Source organism: Mesorhizobium sp. M1D.F.Ca.ET.231.01.1.1 (assembly GCF_003999155.2).
In the GTDB taxonomy this organism is placed as follows: domain Bacteria; phylum Pseudomonadota; class Alphaproteobacteria; order Rhizobiales; family Rhizobiaceae; genus Mesorhizobium.
Genome location: NZ_RZOZ02000013.1, coordinates 1 through 22,062 on the forward strand (window position 1 = coordinate 1; position 22,062 = coordinate 22,062).

The 22,062-nt window shown below is 65.9% G+C and carries 20 protein-coding genes, 1 pseudogene and 1 riboswitch; of the genes and pseudogenes, 5 read left to right on the top strand and 16 right to left on the bottom strand.

All coding sequences use genetic code 11. From position 1 onward, the window contains the following. The first annotated feature begins 219 nt into the window (after positions 1-219). Positions 220-369: riboswitch (FMN riboswitch) on the top strand. Between the two features lie 76 nt (positions 370-445). The 3 genes from EN874_RS26815 (at position 446) to EN874_RS26825 (ending at position 2,476) form a co-directional block, all read left to right on the top strand. Beyond that, positions 446-913 carry a 6,7-dimethyl-8-ribityllumazine synthase gene (locus EN874_RS26815; protein WP_127425829.1) on the top strand — a complete coding sequence of 156 codons (468 nt, stop codon included), beginning with the start codon at positions 446-448 and terminating at the stop codon, positions 911-913. 149 nt (positions 914-1,062) lie between these two features. Further along, a complete protein-coding gene (fba, locus tag EN874_RS26820; RefSeq protein WP_059185845.1) occupies positions 1,063-2,127 on the top strand; it encodes a class II fructose-bisphosphate aldolase in 1,065 nt (354 codons plus the stop codon). A 190-nt stretch (positions 2,128-2,317) separates the two neighbouring features. Beyond that, the gene (locus EN874_RS26825; RefSeq protein ID WP_126085369.1) at positions 2,318-2,476 is read left to right on the top strand and encodes a peptide ABC transporter permease; all 159 of its coding nucleotides are present in this window, start codon (positions 2,318-2,320) and stop codon (positions 2,474-2,476) included. Positions 2,477-2,509: 33 nt separating this feature from the next. Here the strand turns inward: EN874_RS26825 and EN874_RS26830 are convergent, their stop codons facing one another. Further along, the gene (locus EN874_RS26830) at positions 2,510-2,731 is read right to left on the bottom strand and encodes a hypothetical protein (RefSeq protein ID WP_127425830.1); all 222 of its coding nucleotides are present in this window, start codon (positions 2,729-2,731) and stop codon (positions 2,510-2,512) included. On the opposite strand from EN874_RS26830, the gene EN874_RS26835 reads away from it, so the two are divergent. Continuing rightward, positions 2,730-3,431 carry an MgtC/SapB family protein gene (locus tag EN874_RS26835; RefSeq protein ID WP_245513692.1) on the top strand — a complete coding sequence of 234 codons (702 nt, stop codon included), beginning with the start codon at positions 2,730-2,732 and terminating at the stop codon, positions 3,429-3,431. The two genes, EN874_RS26830 and EN874_RS26835, sit on opposite strands and share 2 nt — an antisense overlap. 27 nt (positions 3,432-3,458) lie before the next feature. On the opposite strand, the gene EN874_RS26840 is transcribed toward EN874_RS26835, so the two are convergent. From EN874_RS26840 to EN874_RS26905, 15 genes and pseudogenes are all read right to left on the bottom strand, one after another. After that, on the bottom strand, positions 3,459-4,688 hold the full coding sequence (locus EN874_RS26840; protein ID WP_127425832.1) for a VWA domain-containing protein: 1,230 nt from the start codon (positions 4,686-4,688) through the stop codon (positions 3,459-3,461). Next, positions 4,681-6,954, bottom strand: coding sequence for a DUF5682 family protein (locus EN874_RS26845; RefSeq protein ID WP_127425833.1), 2,274 nt, complete (start codon positions 6,952-6,954; stop codon positions 4,681-4,683). Before EN874_RS26845 ends, EN874_RS26840 begins: the two co-directional genes overlap by 8 nt. A gap of 3 nt (positions 6,955-6,957) precedes the next feature. Next, on the bottom strand, positions 6,958-8,037 hold the full coding sequence (locus EN874_RS26850) for an AAA family ATPase (RefSeq protein ID WP_127425834.1): 1,080 nt from the start codon (positions 8,035-8,037) through the stop codon (positions 6,958-6,960). A gap of 19 nt (positions 8,038-8,056) precedes the next feature. Further along, complete coding sequence (locus EN874_RS26855; protein WP_127425835.1) at positions 8,057-9,502, bottom strand: DUF5691 domain-containing protein; 1,446 nt, start codon at positions 9,500-9,502, stop codon at positions 8,057-8,059. Beyond that, entirely contained in the window at positions 9,499-10,896 is a 1,398-nt protein-coding gene (locus EN874_RS26860) for an SWIM zinc finger family protein (protein ID WP_127425836.1), read from the bottom strand. Before EN874_RS26860 ends, EN874_RS26855 begins: the two co-directional genes overlap by 4 nt. A 112-nt stretch (positions 10,897-11,008) precedes the next feature. Further along, positions 11,009-12,286 (bottom strand): trehalase family glycosidase, encoded by a 1,278-nt coding sequence (locus tag EN874_RS26865; protein ID WP_127425837.1) that lies wholly within the window; start codon positions 12,284-12,286, stop codon positions 11,009-11,011. A 16-nt stretch (positions 12,287-12,302) separates the two neighbouring features. Then, complete coding sequence (locus EN874_RS26870) at positions 12,303-13,343, bottom strand: ABC transporter ATP-binding protein (RefSeq protein ID WP_127425838.1); 1,041 nt, start codon at positions 13,341-13,343, stop codon at positions 12,303-12,305. Between the two features lie 21 nt (positions 13,344-13,364). Beyond that, positions 13,365-14,210, bottom strand: a complete 846-nt coding sequence (locus EN874_RS26875) for a carbohydrate ABC transporter permease (protein ID WP_127425839.1) — start codon at positions 14,208-14,210, stop codon at positions 13,365-13,367. Between the two features lie 30 nt (positions 14,211-14,240). Beyond that, positions 14,241-15,086 carry a sugar ABC transporter permease gene (locus tag EN874_RS26880; RefSeq protein WP_127425840.1) on the bottom strand — a complete coding sequence of 282 codons (846 nt, stop codon included), beginning with the start codon at positions 15,084-15,086 and terminating at the stop codon, positions 14,241-14,243. Between the two features lie 132 nt (positions 15,087-15,218). Further along, entirely contained in the window at positions 15,219-16,490 is a 1,272-nt protein-coding gene (locus EN874_RS26885) for an ABC transporter substrate-binding protein (protein WP_127425841.1), read from the bottom strand. A gap of 37 nt (positions 16,491-16,527) precedes the next feature. Beyond that, positions 16,528-17,571: a substrate-binding domain-containing protein gene (locus EN874_RS26890; protein ID WP_127425842.1), complete on the bottom strand. Its 1,044-nt coding sequence runs from the start codon at positions 17,569-17,571 to the stop codon at positions 16,528-16,530. 279 nt (positions 17,572-17,850) lie between these two features. Beyond that, positions 17,851-18,396, bottom strand: a complete 546-nt coding sequence (locus tag EN874_RS34540; RefSeq protein ID WP_245513693.1) for a hypothetical protein — start codon at positions 18,394-18,396, stop codon at positions 17,851-17,853. 115 nt (positions 18,397-18,511) lie between these two features. Next, a pseudogene (locus EN874_RS34545) lies at positions 18,512-18,910 on the bottom strand (aminotransferase class III-fold pyridoxal phosphate-dependent enzyme); the annotation flags it as partial. 372 nt (positions 18,911-19,282) lie between these two features. Further along, positions 19,283-19,936: a glutathione S-transferase family protein gene (locus EN874_RS26900; RefSeq protein ID WP_127425843.1), complete on the bottom strand. Its 654-nt coding sequence runs from the start codon at positions 19,934-19,936 to the stop codon at positions 19,283-19,285. 86 nt (positions 19,937-20,022) lie between these two features. Beyond that, complete coding sequence (locus EN874_RS26905; protein WP_127425844.1) at positions 20,023-21,009, bottom strand: zinc-dependent alcohol dehydrogenase family protein; 987 nt, start codon at positions 21,007-21,009, stop codon at positions 20,023-20,025. A 101-nt stretch (positions 21,010-21,110) separates the two neighbouring features. Between EN874_RS26905 and EN874_RS26910 the strand changes: the two genes are divergently transcribed. After that, positions 21,111-22,013, top strand: a complete 903-nt coding sequence (locus EN874_RS26910; protein ID WP_127425845.1) for a LysR family transcriptional regulator — start codon at positions 21,111-21,113, stop codon at positions 22,011-22,013. Positions 22,014-22,062: the final 49 nt, after the last annotated feature.

Here is a 22,062-nt window from a genome sequence, read left to right on the forward strand (position 1 = left end):
CGCCAGATCGTCGCCTCTCTGCTCGCAGCGATCTTTACGCAACCGCCCTTGGCAGCCCTGCGCCAAAATCTCCATGCCTTGCGGCATCGCTGGCGCGAGCCACCTCGAAAGCGCAAGTTTCAGTCCATGCCAACGCTATCTTAGCGCGTATGCCCACAAGGGGGAGATTGGCCAATCGCCAATTGACAGCGCCTGCCTCCCCCTCCATACCTTGCGCGTTAATGTTCTCAGGGCGGGGTGAAAGTCCCCACCGGCGGTAAGAGCACTTTGGTGCCTCAAGCCCGCGAGCGCCTCCCGGCAACGGGAGGGTCAGCAGATCCGGTGCGATTCCGGAGCCGACGGTCACAGTCCGGATGGAAGAGAACGTACGCAGGACGGTCCGCTCGCGCGGGCCGGTTTTTGCGTCGTGCGTCCTGATTCTGGTTCGAAACGGAAGGAAGGACCCATGAATCAGCATTTCCCCAAAGACAAAGAAAACCGCCGCGTCGCCGTCATCCGGGCGCGCTGGCATGCCGACATCGTCGACCAGTGCGTGACCGCCTTCGAGGCGGAACTTGCCGCGCTCGGCGGCTTCGCCGTCGATATCTTCGACGTGCCTGGCGCTTACGAGATCCCGCTGCACGCCAAGACACTCGCCGAGACCGGCCGCTATGCCGCCATCCTCGGCACCGCCTTCGTCGTCAACGGCGGCATCTACCGGCACGATTTCGTGGCGGGCGCCGTCATCGACGGCATGATGAACGTGCAGCTCGCGACCGGCGTGCCGGTGCTCTCGGCCGTGCTCACGCCGCACAACTACCATGAGAGCGCTGGGCACCACCGCTTCTTCCACGAGCATTTTCTGGTGAAGGGCAAGGAAGCGGCAAAAGCCTGCGTCGAGATCCTTGCCGCACGCGCACGCATCGCCGCCTGAGCAGCAGTGCACCAGACCTAAACCGATTTGGATTTCAGGACCGCAACGAGAGTGGTTGCGGTCCATCGGAAATCCGGCCAGAAGCAACTGGCCGCCCGCCTGGGCGGCCTTTTCAAACACGGCTCGAACCAGATACGGGAGACTATTCGTTGGCTCGCATCACACTGAGACAATTGCTCGACCATGCCGCCGAACACGGCTATGGCGTGCCTGCCTTCAACATGAACAATATGGAACAGGGGCTCGCCATCATGGAGGCGGCCGAGGAGACCAAGTCGCCGGTCATCCTGCAGGCCAGCCGCGGCGCGCGCGCCTATGCCAATGACGTGGTGCTGGCCAAGCTGATCGACGCGCTGGTCGAGATCCACCCCGACATCCCGGTCTGCATGCATCTCGACCACGGCAACAACGAAGCGACCTGCGTCACCGCGATCCAGTATGGCTTCACCTCGGTGATGATGGACGGCTCGCTGAAGGAGGACGGCAAGTCGCCGGCCGACTACGCCTATAATTCGGGCATCACGAGGCGCGTCGTCGACATGGCGCATTGGGGCGGCGTCTCGGTGGAGGGCGAGATCGGCGTGCTCGGCTCGCTGGAAAGCGGCGGCGGCGAGCAGGAAGACGGCCACGGCGTCGAAGGCGCGATCAGCCACGACCAGTTGCTCACCGACCCGGTGCAGGCCGAGCAGTTCGTGCGCGACACCCATGTCGATGCGCTGGCTGTCGCCATGGGCACCAGCCACGGCGCCTACAAATTCTCGCGCAAGCCTGACGGCGCGGTGCTGGCGATGAACGTGATCGAGGAGATCCACCGCCGCCTGCCCAACATGCATCTGGTCATGCACGGGTCGTCTTCGGTGCCGGAGGAGCTGCAGGAGATCATCAACAAATATGGCGGCCAGATGAAACCGACCTGGGGCGTGCCGGTGGAAGAAATCCAGCGCGGCATCAAGCACGGCGTGCGCAAGATCAACATCGACACCGACAACCGCATGGCGCTGACCGGCGCGATCCGCAAGGTGCTGACTGAGAATCCATCCGAGTTCGATCCGCGCAAATATCTGACGCCGGCGATGGCAGCGATGAAGAAGCTCTGCAAAGAGCGCTTCGAGCAGTTCGGCACCGCCGGCAATGCGCCCAAGATCAAGCCGATCCCCTTGTCGGACATGGCCAAACGCTACAAGTCGGGCAGCCTCGACCCGAAGTTCGGCTAGTTGTTTTGACGCAATTCCGGACGGAAAGCCGTTTCGCGTTTTCCCGGAATTGCCTCAACCCGCCCTGTCCCGCGACCGGCTGAATACCCGGTCGCGGGAGCTTGCTTGTCCGTCCGCGAAATCGGCGGAACCTTCACGCCGGCAAATCGGTTCCTGTCCTGACACCTCCCGTGCAGGGAAGGAGCAGATCATGAGCGAGGATCGAGACAAGGAACGACCGGTCTTTTCCGGCCGGGACGCCAGGCAGGGCGAAATCATCCTGCACACGCGCGCCCAGCGCATTATCTTCATCGCCGGGCTGGCCGGCGCTGTCGTGCTGGCGCTGGTGCTCAGTCTCGCCATCCACTGAACCGGATGCAGCGGCGACGTCGGCTAGAGCGGTTCACCGTTTCATGGAAATGCCGAACCGCTCTGTCTCTTTGGTTTCACGCAATTCCGAGCGGAAGGCTACGGCGAAGTCGCCGAGCCTGACCGTTTCACACTTTTCCTGGAATTGCTCCGAGGAACCATCCGCGGCCGAGTTTAGTTGAACGTCCAACGCAATCGAGGACAAGGCACCGATCCTGCCCTGATCGAGGATGTTTGAGCCGCTTTGCTGCGACATGCCGCTTCATCCGACCTGGCCGGATCTCGTCCTGCGGCTGTTATTGACGCTGCTCGCAGGCTTCCTCATCGGCTTGAATCGCGAGGCGCGCGGCCACTCCGCCGGGCTGCGCACGACGATACTGGTCGGCCTGGCGGCCTGCGTCGCCATGGTTCAGGCCAACATGCTGCTCGACGTGTCCGGCAAGGGACCCGACTCCTTCGTGCGCATGGATGTGATGCGTTTCGCGCTCGGCGTGCTCACCGGCGTCGGTTTCATCGGCGGCGGCACCATCCTGAGGCGCGGCGATCTCGTCACCGGCGTCACCACCGCAGCCACCATGTGGATCATGACGATGATTGGCCTCGCCTTCGGTGGCGGCCAGTTCGGCCTCGGCGGGATCGCGACGGTGCTGACCTTGGTGACACTGCAGGCGCTGAAATGGGTCGACCTCAAGATCCCGCGCGCCCACAAGGCGCTCCTCTCTGTGTCATGGCCGAAAGGCTCGCCGCCCGACATCGGGGACATGGTACGGCCGCTCGGCTACGATGCACGCTTCGTCGGTATGGAGCACGATGCCGAGCGCGACCGCTTCGTGTTTTCCTTCAATGTCCAATGGAAGCAGCCCGACGCGGTCGAGCCTTCGACGGACGTGCTGGCGGTTGTCGCCGAGCACTGCGCGGTCGAGCGCTTCGAGGTGATCAGCGAGAAGGAGACCTGAGTATGCGATGCCAGAAGGCTGGCAAGCTTACTCGGCCGCCTTTGGGGTCTCGGCGTCGGCGCGAACGAGCTTGATGTCGGCGCTCGCCGCCCAGGCGCCAATGTCTTCCCGACGAAGCGCCGCCGCCATCATGTCGGGGAAGTGATCCGGCGTGCAGGCAAAGACCGGGATGCCCAACGCCGCCACCGAACCGGCCATGGAGGGATCGTAGCCGGGGCGGCCCTGATCGGTGAGCGCCAGGAGCACAACGACATTGACGCCTGATCGGACAAGTGCGGCCAGCCTTTGTAGAAGCTCCTTGCCGTTGCCACCTTCGTAAAGGTCGGTGATCAGGACCAAATGCGCCTTGGTCGGCCGCTCGATGCGCTCGGCGCAATAGGCGACCGCCTGGTTTATGTCGGTGCCGCCGCCAAGCTGGACGCCGAACAGCACCTCGACCGGATCGCTGAGCTCTTCCGTCAGGTCGACGATCGCCGTGTCGAAGCAGACGAGCTTGGTGCGCACGACCGGCAGCGATGCCATCACTGCCGCGAAGATCGAGGCATAGATCACCGAGCTCGCCATCGAGCCCGACTGGTCGACGCAGAGCGTCACCTCGTCGAGGTCGACCAGGCGACGCTGGCGGCGCATGAAACCGACCAGCTTTTCCGGCACCACGGTCTTGTGTTCCGGCTGATAATGGCGAAGGTTCGCCGCGATCGTGCGCGGCCAGTCGATATCGCGCTGCCTTGGCCGGTTGGTGCGCCGCGACTTGTCGAGTGCGCCGCGGATCGCCTCGGCGGTCTTCTGCTCGAGACGCTGCATCAGCTTGGCGACGATGTCGGAAATGATGGAGCGCGCGATGTCCTTGGTCTTGTCCGGCATCGCCGAGCGCAGCGAGACCAGATCGGCGACGAGATTGACGTCTGCCTCGATCGCCTTGAGGAATTCCGGCTCCATCAGCATCTGCTTCAGGTTCAGCCGCTCGAAGGCGTCCTTCTGCACGATTTGGACGACCTGTTCGGGGAAGAACGAGCGGATCTCGCCCATCCATTGCGCGACGCGCGGCGCCGAGCGACCGAGCCCGCCGCGCCGCTTGCGCTGGTCGGTGCCGGGATCACCGCTGCCGTCGCCATAGAGTGCGTCGAGCGCCGCCGAAAGCCGGCGATCTTCCGCCGAGAGCGCCGGGGAGACCTTGTCGTCGGCGCCGATCGCCAGGCGCCAGCGGCGCTCGCGCGTCCCTTCTGTCAGATCGAGGCCGACCGTTTCATCATCCATGGCTGGCCTCCCCCGCGATCAGATTCCGAAGAATTCCAAAATGCCGGCGCCAGGCTTCACCGCCATCGGGCGCCGGCATCAGTCCGGCGGGCAGGCTCGCCCGGCGGCCGAGCACGGCCTCGATCAGGCGCCGGCGCTCCATGCTGTCGAGATTGGAAAAGACGCGGCGCAGCAGCGGCAGATAGGCGACGAAGGCATCCTCGTCGAGGGACCCAAGCCATGCATCGACGGCGACGCGCAGGCCTCCGTCGTAGATCAGCCTCTGGCCGGCGCCGCTGAAGAAGCCTTCGAAGAAAGCGGCGGCGTCGATGACCGGCGTTCCCGGCGACAGGCGCCTTGCCAGCAAGTCGGCGGTGGCTTCGGCGGAGAGCCGCCCGGCCTCGTAGAGCAGATGCGCGGCGCAGCCGGCGACGAGCGCCGTCGAGCGCGACGAGTCGAGCACGGCCGCGAGGCCGCCCCGCCAGGCGTCCAGGACATGCTCGTCCGGCTCCACCAGCCTGATCGCCTCGTCGGCCTTGCGCAGCGCGCCCATCAGTGCGGCCGCAGCCTGGGCGTCGAGGTCGCGCGCGGCGTAAGGCAGCGCGATCGCGCCTTCGATGGTCAGCCGTTCCAAAAGGCCGGCAAGGCGCTCCGTCTCGGTCTTGCGCGCTTCGCCGTAGCGGATGATGTCGGCAAGCGGCGGCACCGAAGCGAGAAGTTCCAGGCACTCGCTGCTGTGCGCCGCCTTCTCCTCGAGTGCGGCCAGGCCGGCTGCTGATGCCTCGTTCAGTGCCGCCGTGATGGCGCTCTGGACCAGCGCGGCCAGAGCGTCGAGCGTCGCGGCGACGCCGATCATCTGGACGAGGCGGCCATTGGCGGCCTTCTCGATGGTCGGTCCGTAGATCAAGTTCTCGACCAGGCGAACGGCATATTCCGGCTGCCAGGCCAGCAACCAGCGCTCGCGAAACGTGCCGCGGCTGCGGCCGACATCCGTCAGCCTGCCCCAGCTCACACCGAGCACGTTCAGCCGATGCAGCAGCGTCGACCGGAAGAGCCCGCTCTCGCTGCGCAGGTCGATGGAAAGCTCCCGCTCCAGAGCTTCGGGCTTCAGGCGGGCGGCTTTCTGGTTGCGCTGCAGGTCGTCGATCAGCGGCGCAAGCGGCGTGTCGGGCGGGATCTCGCCGACATCGCCGCCGAGCAGCAGCTCGGCTTCGACCATCTTCCACAGCAGGGCCTCGCCATTGAAGAGCGCCGCGATCGAGGCATCGCGCAATTCCTCGAAGCCGGGCTTCGGCCGCTCGCGGATCGCGGCGAGCGCCCGCGCCAGGCGTTCCGCCTCTATCAGCGAGGCGGTGGAAATCATGTGGCCCTTCGCCCGGAGCACCGCGGCGATCCTGGCGAGCCACAGGACCGAGGCGTCATGCTGTCCGCGCGTTTGCCACAGATGCTTGCACCAGCCTGGCGCGACGACGCCGGCGCCGTAGCCATAGCCCAGCGCCAGGCGCGGCGCCGTCCATGGCGCATACGTCATCGTGGTCTTGCGCCGGCCGATGCCCTTCAGCAGCGCCTGGTCGCTCTTTTGCGTATGCGCTGCCTGCAATGCCGGAACATGCCAGGCGCCGCAGACGACGGCCAGCGGCCCATCGAATTCTTTCCGCGCGGCGGCGATCTCGAGGCGCATATGCGCCTCGCGCATGGCCTCGAACTTGACGATCGCGCCCTCGCCGTCGCGCAGCGTCGTCATGGCGTCGGCTATAGCCGCGAAGATTGGCCCGGGCTCGGGATTCTGCTCGATGATGTCCGACCACCAGCTTTCGCCGTCCTCGTAACCGGCGGCGCGCGCCAAGGTGCCGATCGGATCGCGGATACGGGTGGCGTCTTCGCCCTGACCTTCGGAGGTCTCCGCTTCGGTGGCCCCTGCTTCGGTGGCATCGGCGTCGGTCGAACCTTCAGCCGCCGTCCCGGCAAGTCGCGCCGCGGACGGCAGGTCGATGAAGCGCAGCGCCGCCTTGTTGGCGACGGCCCACAGCGCCGCCTGATATTCCGGAGAGAATTCGGCGAAGGGCCAGAAGCTCGTCGCTGCCGGATCGTCCTCCGGATAGCAAAGCAGCGCCACCGGCGGCCTCATGTCGGGGCTGGCGAGCAGCGGCAGCAGCGGCGAGGCATCCGTCGGCCCCTCGATCAGCACGGCGACGGGCTGCAATTCCTGCAACGCCTTGACCAGGCTCTCGGCGGAACCAGGCCCGTGATGGCGAATGCCGAAATAGCTGATGCCGGGCTGCGTCATGGTTCAGATGGCCGCATTGAGCGCCGCGTAATAGCCGGCATAGTCCGGCCGTTTCTTCAGCACCGTCTCCAGATATTCCTCCAGCACGACCTTGTCCTGGACCGGATCCTTGACGATGGCCCCGACCAGGCTGGGCGCCAGGCCTTCGGCATGCATCTGGCCGTCTTCGAACCACGCCGCCTGGCTGAGGCCGCTGACCATGGTGGCGATCGCCTCGGCGGTCGACAGCGAGCCCGACGGCGTCTTCAGCGTTACCTTGCCGTCGGCCGTGGCGCCGGAGCGCAGCTCGCGGAAGATGGTGAGCACGCGGGCGATCTCCTCGCCGACATTTTTCGGCACCGGCAGGTCCAGCCCGCCGGCCATCTCGCCGACGCGCCGGGAGACGATCGAGACCTCTTCCGCCATATCTTCCGGCAGCGGCAGCACTACGACGTTGAAGCGCCGCTTCAATGCCGAGGAGAGCTCGTTGACGCCCTTGTCGCGATTGTTGGCGGTGGCGATGATGTTGAAGCCGCGCTGGGCGTAGATCGAGGTGTTCAGCTCCGGCACCGGCATCATCTTTTCCGACAGCACGGTGATCAGCGTGTCCTGCACGTCCGAGCCCATGCGTGTCAGCTCTTCCAGGCGGCAGAGCTTGCCTTCCTGCATGGCGCGGTAGAGCGGCGTCGGCACCAGCGCCTCCTGGCTCGGGCCTTTCGCCAGCAGCTGGGCATAGTTCCAGCCATAGCGGATCTGGTTCTCGTCGGTGCCGGCGGTGCATTGCACGATCAGCGTCGAGTTGCCCATGATGGCGCCGGCGAGGTGTTCCGAGACCCAGGATTTCGCTGTTCCTGGAACGCCGAGCAGGAGCAGCGCCCGGTCGGTCGCAAGCGTCGCCACCGCGGTTTCCATCAGTTGCCGGCGGCCGACATATTTCGGCGTGATGAGCGTGCCGTCGCTCGCCTTGCCGCCCATCAGATAGGTGAGCACGGCCTTCGGCGACAGGCTCCAGCCGGCCGGCTTCTGGCGGTCGTCGCCGCGTGCCAGCGCCTGCAGTTCGGCGGCATAGACCTGTTCGGCCGGAAGGCGGATGGCTGCGTTCATGCGATCTTCTCCGGATTGATCATCTGTCGGATTGGGAAGGATTTCCGGCCAGCGCCGCGTTGAGGCGCAGCAGGCCGAGCGATGGGGAAGCGGGCGGCAGGCCGGCGGCGACGACCTCGCCGATCAATTTTTCCGCCGTCACAGGATTGGCCAGAAAGCCTATGGCTTCGAGATATTGCTCGGCGTTTCGTTTCATGACGTCGTTGTCACCAGAGACGGCGGAACGCAGCGCCGAAAGCGTTCTGCCGTTTGCAAGGTCGGCCCATTCCAGCCAGCCTGCTTCCGCGCCTTCGACCAGGTTGAGCGCGGCCAGATTTTGCGCGTCATTCAGGATCTGCCTGATCAGGACACGCTTCCTGCCGCTGTCCAAACGCAACATGAGCTGGAGGACGAGAAGCGCCAGCTTGCCGCCAGCGGCGACAAGCAAATCCGCCGAACAGGCCACCGCAGCATCGCCGCCGGACACCGAGACCATTCGAACGAGAAAGAGATCGGCACCGTCATCGATGCCGAACTGCCATGCGCCGATGAAATCAGACTCCGTCTTGCCGAAGCGGGCGACGAGATCGCCGAAGTAACAGGATGCAAACAAGTCGGCGCGACGTGCTTGTTGCGCAGGCGATTTGAGTTTTATCGGCGCGTAGGTAGCGCGGCGGCGGATGAAGCCGGATTTGCCTTCCTCGATGAAGGCGGCGAGCTCAGCCGTCGGATCATCCGACCCGCCATCCGTCGAATCGGCACGCTCCCCTAATCTCGCCAGCAGCCGGCCGGCCATTTCGCGCACCTTGCCTGAGCGATCGGCGGACAGGCTCTTCAGGAACGGAACGTCATCGGCTCCTAGGCCGAAGCGCAAGAGTTCGATGAGCGCCAGCCTGACCTCCGCAGGCTCGCTTGCCCCTTTTGTCTCGATAAGGGTCCGCGCCAAGGCAGGCATGGTGCGCCGTAAATCGACCAGCGCGGTACGGCGCGCGGCGGGATAGAAATCATCCCAGCTTTCCGCCGTCAGATGCTCGCGTCGGGATTGTTTTTCGCTTTCCGCGCCTGCCTGCCAGTCGACCCAGGGAGCATAGACGTCTGGACTTTCCTGATATGACGCGGCGGGCATCCAATCCATCGGATGCAGCACGAAGCCCCGGCTGGCGACGAGCGTGGCCACGCGGGTCTTGAGCCTCGCATCGGCTGCATATTTCAATGCAGCACGCAGCAATGGCCGCAGCCGGTCGGGAAGCATCGGCAAGGCAAGCACTGGCAACGGCGGGCACCGCTTCAGGGTTTTCGGCGCCGCCGGCCGCAGCGCGACGTCCAGCGCCTGCGCGGCGATCGCGAGCAGCCGCCGCTCCTGCTCATCCGGGCTTGAAGCGGTCGCAACTTCCTTCCATTCGATAGGGGCAAGATCGAAAACGGCGCCGCCCGAAATCCAGCCGTCGCGCAGTCTCGCCAGCCCTGACTGCTCGAGCTCGTTCATGAGAGATCGAGCCTCCCGATGCTGCTCTGCGATGCCAGAAGCTCGAGCCTGGCGCCATTCCAGAGCGCCGCCGTCGCCGCGAGGTCGAGGCCGAGCAAAGTCGGGCTGACCGAGCCCGCGACAGGCAGCGCGATGGCATGCGGATCATTCGCCGCCTGCCACCAGGCGCCGTCCCTGTCGTCCAGCGCGATCGCGCCGGCTGGCAGGAGGATCGGGCAATCGGCCAGCCATGGCGCGCCATCCTGGAACGTGGCGTAAGCGGCCAGCGGATCGGCTGCATCCGGGGCGAAATCTGGCCACCTGCCCGGCGCCGCCTCGCCCAGACGTTCCGCGACCAGCGCCCGCAGCGGATTGCGCGACGGATAGAACACCAGCCTCGCCTTGAAGCGGTCTCCCGGCGCGAAGGCGCCGGACCGCCGCCCGGCCGAGGCCGGGAAGAAATCGAGCAGGAGGGCAAAGCGCGGGATTGAGCTCCGCAGGTCGAGCAGCCACGTGGCGTGACTGACGAGGCCGTCGCGGCGGGTCTCGATCTTCTCTCCGAGCACCTCCCAATCGCTCTCGACCTGGACGGCGTCCGGCTTGGCGAGGATCTGGTCGCGTGTTTCCGCCGTCGAAACCAGGCGCTTCAGCTCGGCATCCTCGGGCGCCGCGCGCCAGGCCTTGGCGAGAAGCACCAGCTTGCCGAGCTCGCGGATCGCCGCGTCCGGCCGTTCTTCGCTGCGCAGCGCCATCAGCCGCGCCGGCAGCTCGTCGATGCGGCCGGCAAGCGCGGTGGCCTTGAGGTCGACAAGCCTGGCTGCGATGCGGCGGCAACGCTCGCTGCACGCATCGACAAAGCCGGCAAGGCCGAGCCGAAGCTGGTCCGCGATCCATTGATCGAGTTCATCGAGCGCCGCCGAGACGGCGCTTCGGGTATCCTCGGCGCGCTTTCGTTGCGCCGCCTCGCGGCGCTCGGCGGTTACCGCATCTTCGACCGGGGCGACCTGCTCCGGCCGCGTTGCCTCGTCGATGCTTTTGCCTTCCGACCGGGTTGCCGTCGGCGCAGATGGTTGACCCGGCTTGCGGCGCCGGCCGAGCCAGTCGTTCACCCAGTCGGGCGTCTGGTCGACGCGCGCGAAACTGGTCGGCGCCGTGGCGCAGATCCACGCCAATGCCAGGATGTGTTTGCACGGAAACTTGCGCGATGGGCAGGTGCATTTGTAGCCATGGTCGCCGGTGTCGAACATGACCCGGTAGGGATTCGACCCGGAGCCCTGGCATTCGCCCCAAATGAGCCCTAGCTGATCATTCGTCTCGAGGCGAGGCCAGTTCGAGCGCTTGGTCAGCTTGGCGGCGGCGCCAAGCGAGGCCTGGTCGGGGGCTAAAGCCTCGATTGTCTTCAAATCCAGCTGCAAGCCGCCCGCCCCTCATGACCCGAAGCACGATGTCGCGACGATTGATAGCCGTTTGCGGCGCGCTGGTGTAGCTCCAGCCGCCGCAAAGTTTAGGCGCTCGATGAACGCACTCTTACATTCCGCGCAAAAACTCGATGACCATCGCCGCTGTCCAGGTGAAGCGGCCGCCGCCGAGCGGTTCACCGGTGAGCGGGTCGTAATATTCGGCGAATCCGCTTTCGGTGATCAGGTCGAGGCTGGAGCGGGTGATGCGCCCGGCGACCTCGGTGTGGCCGGCGGCGAGAAGGCCGTCGGCGATCATGTAGTTGACCACCAGCCAGACCGGGCCGCGCCAGTAGCGCTTGGCATCGAAGCGCGGATCGCCGGGATCGTGCGACGGCACGATGTGGCGCGCCTTGCCGGCGAGCCGCTCGATGCTTGCGGCGATCGCGGCGGCGCGCGCCTCAGGAACGGCGGCGAAGGCCGGCAGGATGCCGCCAACGGAGGCACTGTCGAGGAGCTTGCCGGTGACGCGGTCGAGGCAGAGATACTGGCCATGCGCCTCGCTCCACAGGCGCTCCATCGCAGCGATGCCCTTTTCGGCGCGGGCGCGGTTGGCGGCGGCGATCCCGGTCTCGCCCAGCGCCTCGGCAAGATCGGCAAGATCGGCTGCGGCACGAATCAGGATTGCATTGAAGCCCGGATCGACGACCTGGAACGGCGAGGCGTCGTGCAGCCTGGCATTGTCCCAGCCGAGCCCGCGAAAATGCTGCACCAGCCAGAGATAGCGGTCGTACTGCGCTTGGGTCGGACGATGCGCCGGGTCGGCGTGCAGGATGTCGCGGCGGGTGTAGGGTTCGACGCCTTCGGTCGGCACGCGCTCGAACGCTTCGTCCCAATCGATGGAATTGTCGCGGCCGGATTCCCAGGGGTGGATGATCGCGACCAGCCCCTCGCCTTTCGGGTCACGGTTCTCGTAGAACCAGCGGTGCCAGGCGTCGATCTTGGGCAGTAGGCCGCGAGCCCGCTCTGCCGCCAGCTTCCTGTCGCTCGCGCGGTCGAACAGGCGGCGCACGGCAAAGCCGGCGACGGCCGGCTGGGTGATGCCGGAGGTCGCGGTCGGGCGGCCGGTGCGCCAGATTTCCGGTCCAGGAAAATAGCCGTCGTTCCAGACATGGAAGACGATGTGCGGCACCATGCCGTCGGGCCATTGGTGCGCGAATAGCGTTTCGATCTCGGTCCAGGCGCGCGCCTCGTCATAGTGGGCGAGACCGAGCGCCGTCAGGCACGAATCCCAATTCCACTGGAACGGGTAGAGCCCCCTCGTCGGGATGGTGTAGTCGCCGTGGTCGTTTTCCTTCAGCACCTCGACGGCGCGGGCGATGATGTCTTGGGCGGCAGAGGCGGTCATGGCGGATCGAGGTCTTTCAGAGGGCATTGGTGGTTTCGGGATCGAACCAGCGGATGCGGTCAGGCTTGGGGGCTAGCCGCAGGCTGTCGCCGACGGCAACAGTGGCGGCGGAGTCCAGCACGGCGCGGAACAAGCCGCCTTCGACATCGCAGGTGACCAGCGTGTGCGGCCCGAGCGGCTCGATGACGCGAACTGTGGCCCGCAATCCATTGTCGCCGGCGTCGACGTCCTCGGGGCGGATGGCGAATTCGATTTTTTGCCTGTCCGATTTCGGGCCGGGCAGCGTCAGGCCGGCCACGCTCCAGCTGCCGTTCGCGGCTTTGGACGCCGGCAGGAAATTCATCGGCGGGTTGCCGATGAAGGAGCCGACGAAGCGCGCGGCCGGATTGCGGTAGACCTCGACCGGCGAGGCCGCCTGGACAATGCGGCCCTGATGCATGACGGCGATGCGGTCGGCGAGGCTCATCGCCTCGACCTGGTCATGGGTGACATAGATAGTCGTCGTCTTCGACGCCGCGAGCACGCCTTTGAGCTCGGCCCGCATCTCCAGCCTGAGCAGCGCGTCGAGGTTGGACAGCGGCTCGTCCATCAGGATGACGTCCGGCTCCATGGCGAGCGCGCGGGCGACGGCGACGCGCTGGCGCTGGCCACCGGATAGCTGGCCGGAATAGCGCTTCAAAAGCTGCTCGATATGCATCAGCTCGGCAGTGCGGTTGACGCGCCGCTCGACGTCGGCCTGCGGCAGCTTCTTCATGCGCAGGCCGAAGGCGATGTTCTCGAACACGGTCAGATGCGGGAAGACGGCGTAGTTCTGGAACACCATGGCGATGCCGCGGTCGCGCGGCGGCAGATGGTCGACGCGGCGGCCGCCGATCCAGACCTCGCCCTGGCTCGGCGTCTCCAGCCCGGCGACGATCCTGAGCAGCGTGGTCTTGCCGCAGCCGGAGGCGCCGAGCAGCACCATGAATTCCTGGTCGGCGATGCTGAGGTCGACCTGATGCAGCGCGGTGAAGCCGCCGAAGCGCTTGGCCACGCCCTTGATCGCGATTTCAGCCATGAGCATTCTCCGTCGCGCACGTCATCGGTTGGCGATCCCCCACATGGCGAACAGATATTTCCTGACTGCGAAGATGAAGATCAGCGCCGGCACGACCAGCGCCGCGCCGCCGGCGAATTTGAGGTAGAGCGGCGACTCGCCGAGGCTCTGCAGCAGGAAGGCCGTCAGCGTGCGGTTCTCTATGGTAAGCACGGCGGCCGCGAACACTTCGTTCCAGGAAATGGTGAAGGCGAACACCGCCGAGGCAGCGATGCCAGGCAGGGCCAGCGGGAGGATCACCTTGCGAAAGGCCTGCCAGCGTGTGCAGCCAAGCGTCCAGGCCGCCTCCTCCAGCTCGACCGGAATGCCCGAGAACAGCGAGAAGGTGATCAGCACGGCAAAGGGCAGCGCCAGTGTGGTGTGCACCAGCGCCAGGCCAATCGCGGTGTCGTCGAGGCCGGTACGGATGAACATCACCGCCAGCGGCAGCGCCAAGAGAGGCAACGGGAAGGCGCGGGTCATCAGCACCAGGAAGCGGAACGTGCCCTTGCCGGCGAAATCGAAGCGCGACAGCGCGTAGCCAGCCGGCGCGCCAAAGCCAATGGACAGGATCATCGTCAGGGTAGCGACGAGCACCGAGTTCCACAGCGCCCTGGCGACGCCGGCGAAATTGATGAAGAAAGACAGGCTGCCAAGATCGAAGGACGGGAAGAAGCGCTTGGGAAAGCCGGTCACGTCCTGCGGCGACGAGAGCGCGTTGACGATCAGGAGATAGATCGGCAGCAGCACCCACGCGCAGAGCAGGATAGCGGTGGCAACGAACAGCCAGCCTCCGGCCTTGCGGGCATCGGCGGTCGCGGCGACCGGCGCCTCGGCGACGGCGCTCATATGCGCGCCTCCTTCATATCCGTGCCTCCTTCATATCCGCGCCTCTTTGGGCACGCGCAGCACTCTCAGGAAGAACAGCGTGAAGCCGATCGAGATGGCGAGGATGAGCAGCGCCGAGGCGGCGGCGACGTTGCGATCCTGCAGCGTGAATTGCCAGTTGTAGGTTTCGCCCATCAGCACCGGCAGATTGGTTCCGCCAAGGGCCGCGACGACGGCGAACACCTCGAAGGCAAGAATGACGCGCAGGATGATCGCCGTCTGCAGCGAGGGGCGGAGCAGCGGCAGGGTGATGCGCACGAAGCGCTTCCACGGGCCGGCGCCGAAGACCTCAGCGGCCTCGTGATACTCCCTGGGGATCAGCCCCATGCCGGCGACGAGAATGACCATCATGATCGCCGTGGCACGCCAGATCTCGGCCAGAACGACGGCGATGAAGATGGTGAGCTTGCTCTGGTAGCCGAGGAACATGACCGGCCGGTCGACGATGCCAAGGCTGGAGAGCAGCGTGTTGAGGAAGCCGGACTGGTCGAAGATGGCGAGCCAGATAAGGCCGGCGGCAAGGTCTGAAATGCCGAGCGGAATGGCGAAGATATAGAGCGCGGCACTGCGCCCGGCTTCCAGCCGCGAGACGATGCTTGCCATCAGCAGCGCCATGGCAAGCTGGATCGGCACGACGATTGCCGCAAGCAGCAGCGTGTTGCGGACGGTGGCCGGAAACTTCCAGTTGCCGGCCATGGCGCGGAAATTGTCGAGGGTGAAGGCGCCGTCGCGGGTCACCGCTTCGAAAGCGACAAGCACAAAGGGATAGAGGAAGAAGACGCACAGGAACAGCGTCGCCGGCATCAGCAGCAGATAGGGCAGAGCCTTGCCGTTCATCTTAGCGTCCTTGTTTGCTGCGGTCTGGGCGCCCGGAGCGCAACAAACTCCGGGCGCCCCCTCGGGAGGATTATCTTATTGTTTGACCATGATCTTTTCCGAAAACCGGCTTCCACTTTTCGGGATCATGGTCTAGTCGACCGGACAAGCGCCTTCGGACAGCTTGTCGGGCGCCCAGCATGGCGCCTTGGCCTGGTCGATGATCGCCTTGAGCGCCGCCGCCTGCTGTTCGAGGACGCCATGCACGTCCTCACCGCCGAGCACGATGCGCTCGAAGCTGTCGGTGTAGACCTGGTTGAACTTGCCGCCGAGATCGCCGAGCCCCATCGGCAGCAGCGCCGGCAGCGCATCGGGCGCGCTTGTCATGGCGGCTATCGCCGGGCCAAACGCCTTCACCGAGGCCGGCATGTCGTCGGGCAGCTTGACGTCGACGACGGGGAAGAAATTGGTCGCCTTCAGCGTCGCGATCTGCGTTTCCGGCTTCAGCATATAGGCGACCAGCGCCTTGGCCTTGTCGACATCGGGCGAAGTCTTGGGGATGGCGACGCCGGCCACCACCGGCATGAAGCCGCGGCCGGCGGGACCGGCCGGCGCCGGGAAGGCGACAAAGTCGTCGGGCTTCTGGTTGAAGGCGTCGGCGAGGCGCGCGACATGGTCGAACGCTACCCACACCTCGCCCGACAGCAGCGGCTCCTGCATGAAGGCGTAATTGGTCGAGTTCGGATTGGTGTACTGCCACAGCTCCTTGAACTTGTTCCAGGCGGTCTCGGCCTCCGGTGAACGGAACTTGGTCACCATCGAGCCGGTGTAGGACGGATAGAGAAAACCTTCGAAGAAGCGGTGCTTCAGTCCCTTCGGGCCGGCCGGAAAGCCGAATTTCGGCGAGCCGGTCTTTTCGGCGATGTTTTTCGACCATTCGATGAGCTGGTCGTAGGTGATGGTGTTGAGATCGACACCCGGCGGCAGATATTGCAGCGCCTGCTTGTTGGCGGCCATCAGATAGGTGGCCTGCATCCATGGCATGTATTTCTGTTCGCCGGTGCCGAGCATGCCGAGCTTCTTGTAGGCCTCGTTGACCTTGACCCCTCCGACATCGACGGCGGAGAGATCGACAAGGCTGGCGCCGACGGTGGAGAAGTCGCCATGCAGGCCGCCAAGCAGGCCGATGGCGCCGGAGCCGGCCTGCAATTCGGCCTGCAGGCGGGTGAGCCAGGGGCCGTCCTCGGCGACCTGATAATCGACCGGGCCGTCGAAGCCCTTCAGGACCTGGTCGCGCATCTTCTGCGTCTCCTCGACCGGGCGCGCCTGCGTCGACCAGAACAGCACCTGCTGGGCGTGGGCGCCCGCAGTGGCCAGCGACAGCGCCAGCGCCGCGCCCGCCAGTTTCCTCAATGCGTTGATCATGCTCTTTCCTCCCTGGATATGCGCCGTCACGCCGGCGTCAGTTTCTTGCCTGCGGCGCGGGTCCATGGCTCGCCCTCGGCACCAGCGTCGGCCGGATCAGCCGGGTCAGCGGCTCCGCCCGCTTGTCGGCGATGACGGTGAGCAGCATGTCGGCGATCTCGCGCGCGCATTGGCGGATCGAGGCGTCGAAGGTGGTGAGGCCCGGCGGCGCATAGGCCGATGCGACGACGTTGTCGAAGCCAATGACGGAGAGGTCGCGCGGCACCGTGAGCCCGGCGCGTGACGCCTCCTCCATGACCGTCAGCGCCAGTTCGTCGAACAGGGCGATGATCGCGGTCGGCCGATCGGGACCGTGCAGCATGCGGTTGACGGCCTGGATACGGGCGCCGCGATCGAAGCGGGGCGCGGTCGCCACGTCGAGCCGCACCGAAGGATCGCCGCGGCGGGCGATCGCCGCGGCGAGACCGTCCTGCCTGAGATGTCGAAACGTCATCGGCTCGGAAATCGTCACCAGGCCGAAATGGCGGTGGCCGAGATCGTAGAGCATGTCGAAGGCTTCGCCGAAGGCATGGGCGCCGTCGGTGTCGAGCCAGTTGTAGGCAAAATCGCTGTCGAGCAGCCGGCCATGCGCGACGAACGGAAAACCGCGGTTGCGTAGATAGGCGAGGCGTTCGTCCACTTCGGCGATACGGGTGACGACGACGCCGTCGGCCCGGCCGGATTCGACGACATGGCGCAATACCGCCAGTTCGGCCTGGTCCTGCGCCGCCGTGGCGAGGATGAGGTCGGCGCCATGCGCCACCAGCCCCTCGCCGAGCCCGGTGACGAACTCGCCGAGGAAGGAATCGACCAGATTAGGGCCGCGGATCGGCAGCACCAGGCCGACGAAGCCGCTGCGGCCGGAAACCAGCGTGCGCGCCGCGGTGTTGGGCACATAGCCGGCCTGGCGCGCCGCCTGGGTGACACGCTCGCGCGTCTTCAGCGCGATCTGCTGATGGCCGGCAAGCGCCCGCGACACCGTCGTGATCGACAGGCCGAGGCTGGCGGCAAGCTCTTTCAGCGTGGTGACACGGGCCGGCAATCGTTCCTCCCGAACTCGATGTTGAAACGTTTGTAATCGCCTTTCGCAGAATTGCAAACGTTTTAAATTTTGTGGGAGATGAGACGTCAAATGGCACAGGACTGCTTCGGGTTGCTTTTTCCGAAAGGTCCGGAGACCAGGCGCCGATGGATTCAGCGCGCGGTTGGCCATGAGAACGGAAGCGCCCGACCGGGAGAAGCGCGTGAGGATGCCATGCCGATGCCGCGCTCGCGGCGGGCCACCACCCTGCCCGTGCGGGCGAACGGGTTCGCCATTGCTTCAGACGATGCCCGCGTCGCGAACCAGACCGACGAAGCGAGCGAAGACTTCGGTGTGGCGATCGACATCGGCCGCCGAAGTTGCCGGGCACATCAGGAACATGGTGTGGAACGGCGTCACCAGTATGCCTTCGTTCATGTAGAAGGCATGCAGCAGCGTCTCGAGGTCGCCGCGCCGGCCGGCAATGACGTCGGCGCCGTTGCGCGGCGGCTTGGGCATGAACATGATCTCGGCGCGGGCGCCGACCTGCGTCACATGCCAGGGCAGTTTGCTGCCGCCGATGACGCCGCGCGCGGCCTCGGCCAGCCGCGTGGCGTTGGCGATCATGAGTTCGAAATTGGCCGGCGTCAGCACCTCCTCCAGCACCGCGCGCATGGTGGCGACGGTAAGCGCGTTGCCGGCGAGCGTGCCGCCGATGCCGAGATGCGCGGACTGGCGCACGCGCGGATTGACCATCGGCACGATTTTCCAGAGCCGTTCGGCGATTTCCTGCGAGACGCCGAAGACACCGGCCGGAATGCCGCCGGCGATCGCTTTGCCGGCCACCAGCATGTCCGGCTAGCCCGTGCAGCGCGGTATAGCCGCCGGGACCGCTGGAGATGGTGTGGGTCTCGTCGATGATCAGCACCGTGCCGGTGCGGCGTGTGATTTCGCGCAGTGCCGCGTGAAAGCCTTCGGCGACCGGGATCATGCCAAAATTGGTTATCAGCGGCTCGGTCAGCACGCAGGCGACGTCGCCATGCGACAGCGCGTCCTCCAATGCCGCCACGTCGTTGAACTCGACCACCCTGGAGACGGCGGAATGATCGACGCCGTTCGGATGGATCATGTTGCGCATGCCGACGCGGCCGTCGCGGATCTCGACATGCGCTTCCTCGACGCCGCCGTGATAGCAGCCGGAAAAGACCAGCACCTTGTCGCGTCCGGTGATCATGCGCGCGATGCGGATGGCGCCGCGATTGGCGTTGGTGGCCGAGGTGGTCAGCGTCCAGTAAGGCAGGCCGAAGCGGCGCGTGAGTTCTTCGCCGACCCGGAGGCTGTCCTCGGTGGGCAGCATCATGGTGCTGCCGTTCTGCAACTGGTGGGGAGCGCCGCGCGCGTCACCGCTTCGGGCGCGTGGCCGCACATGCCGCCGGTGTCGCCGAGCGCGAAGTCGACATAGTCATGGCCGTCGATGTCCTGGATATGCGCGCCGCGCGCCGAGGCGGCGCGTCGGTCCGAACCGCTGTTTGCATGTCAAGGATACACTGCAAGCTGGGCGGGCGGCTGTCAAGATAGTTCACATGCGAAGTATCTCGGAGAAAACATCATAGGCACGGTGGCAGGAAGCGCGCGGCTGATCAGCGCGGCAGATTTGCCTTCGGCCGTGAACAACAGCAGACCCCATCGGATGATGCTTTGGTAGACCAGGAAGACCCACCCCCGACAGCCCTCATCCGCGCGTCGATGCGGCGGCGGCAACCGCCAACTGGGCATCGAAAGCGCGCTTGAACGCAGGCCGCGCTTCGCCGCGGGCGACGTAGGCGGCGAGGTTCGGGAATTCGTCCAGCAGTCCCGACAGGTTCAATCTGCGCAGCACCGTCACCATCATAAGATCCCCGGCGCTGAAGGCGCCGTCGAGCCAGTCGGCATCACCCAGGCAGCGGGAGAGCTCGGTCAGCCGCTTGCGGATCCGGTCGTTCACCAAGGGCAGGCGCTCAGCGCGCCACGGCGCGTCGCGTTCTAGGATCACGACGGTTACGAATTCCAGGATCGGAGGCTCCACCGTGCTGAGGGCGGCGAACATCCAGGTGATGGCGCGCGCCCGGGCATTGACGTCGTCCGGCAGCAGGCCTGCATGGCGTTCCGCGATGTGGAGCACGATCGATCCGGACTCGAACAGGCAGAGATCGCCTTCCTCATAGGTCGGAATCTGGCCGAAAGGATTGACCGCAAGATGCGCGGATTGCTTCATCGCGCTGAACGAGAGCAGGCGAACGTCGTAAGGCTGGCCGACTTCCTCAAGCGCCCAGCGAACGCGCATGTCGCGTGCCTGCCCCCTGCCGCCATCGGGCGACCGTTCGAAGGCGGTGATGGTAGGGGTCATTGGCAGGCTCCTCTGATTGCGCGTTGCAGCCAGAGGACGAACGACCGACGCGGGCCCCGACAACCTGCCTCGTTTTCTTTGGGGCCTCAAACCGTGACGACGACCTTGCCGAACTGTTCGCCCGATTCGAGGAAGCGGTGCGCCTCGACGATCCTGTCGAACGGAAAGGTCCTGGCGATCACCGGCTTCAGCGCGCCCGACGCGAGGCCGTCGAGAATGAAGGCCTTGGCGGCTTCCAGTCGCACCGGATCGCCGGTGATTTCGTGGACAAGGTAGCCGCGCAGCGTCAGCGTCTTCGCCAGCACCGCGAGCAGCGGGAACGGCGTCGGCTCGGGGCTCAGGCCGCCATATTCGAGGAGGATGCCGCCGCGCGACATCGCCGATGTCAGCGGCGCGAAGATCGGACCGCCGACCGCGTCGAGGACGACGCGCACGCCCTGCGGCGCGATCTCCTTCAGCCGCGCTTCGAGATTCTCTTCCTGCGAGGCCACGACATAAGCGGCGCCGGCATCGAGAAGAGCACTCTTCTTGGCCGATGTCCGCGTCACTGCGATCGGAACGGCGCCGATCATCCCGGCGATCTGGATTGCGGCCAGACCGACGCTGCTCGAGGCGGCGGTGATGACGACGGGCTCGCCGCGGCCGAGACGGGCGATGTCGACCAGCGCGCCATAGGCGGTGAGATATTGCATCCATGTCGCGGCGGCGGCTTCGAAGCCGAGCGACGGCGGATGCTTCACGACAAGCTTGGCCGGAAAGGTGACGAGCTCGCCATATGCCGGCCAGCGCCCCATCGAATGCGGCGGGATGATGCTGACGGCATCGCCTGGCGCAAAATCATCGACGCCCTCGCCGACCGCCTCGACGATGCCTGCCGCCTCGAGGCCAAGACCTGACGGCAGCGCCGGCGTCTCGATATAGCTGCCCTTGCGCAGCGAGGCTTCGGCGCGGTTCAAGCCCAGCGCCTTGACGCGGATCCGCACCTCGCCCGGACCGGGCGGCGGGACCTCGACGTCCTCGATGCGCAGCACCTCCGGACCGCCGCGAGCGTGAAAGCGAACAACCCTTGCCATCATGCGACTCCAAATCCAATTGACGGAATGGACTATGCAGGCGCGCAGCGGAGGGATAAATCCGACCGCACGCAGAACAGTCGAAACCAGTGGTTTGCAATATGGACCGCCTCGAAAGCATGGAAGTGTTCGTCAAAGCCGTCGACCTCGGCTCGTTCGCGGCCGCCGCGGCGGCACTCGACCTGTCAGGCCCGATGGTCGGCAAGCATGTCCGCTTCCTCGAGGAGCGGCTGGGCGTGCGCCTCATCAACCGCACGACGCGCCGGCAGAGCCTGACCGATTTCGGGCGCGCCTATTACGAGCGCTGCCGGATCGTGCTGGCGGAAGCGGAAGCCGCGGATGCGCTGGCTGCCGACCAATTGTCCGAGCCGCGCGGAAAATTGCGCGTGACGATGCCGGCGCATTTCGGCCGCCACTGCGTCACGCCGGTCCTGCTCGAGCTTGCCCGGCGTTATCCGACGCTGGAGCTCGACCTGTCGCTCAGCGACCGCTTCGCCGATCTCGTCGAGGACGGTTTTGACCTCGCGATCCGCACCGGAACGCTGGATGACAGGGCCGGCATCATCGGGCGCCGCGTCGCGCGCCAGCGCATGATCGTCTGCGCTTCGCCCACCCACGTCGAAAGGTTCGGCCGGCCGCGTCGGCTCGAAGACATCGCCGGCCATCAGGCGATCATCTACCGGCGGCTCGGCCAGGCGCTGCAGCCGTGGCTGTTCCCGCGCGACGACGGTTCGGTCACGGAGATCGCGCCGACCGGCCGGCTGCGGCTCGACGATCTCGACGCCATCGCGGATGCCGCAACCGACGGCATGGGTCTCGCCTGGCTGCCCTACTGGCTGGTGCGCGAGCGCGTCGAAGCCGGGGCGCTCCTCCGTCTGCTGCCCGACCAGCCGGACTATCTCTACGACTGCCACGCGCTCTGGCTGCAGACGCCGCACCTGCCGCTGAAAGTGCGGCTGGCCGTCGATGCGCTGGCGGCAGGGCTGCCGCGATTCATGGCTTAGCTCTTACGCCGATTTCAGGCTTTGCAATTGGACCGGCCGCGCCAGCCTT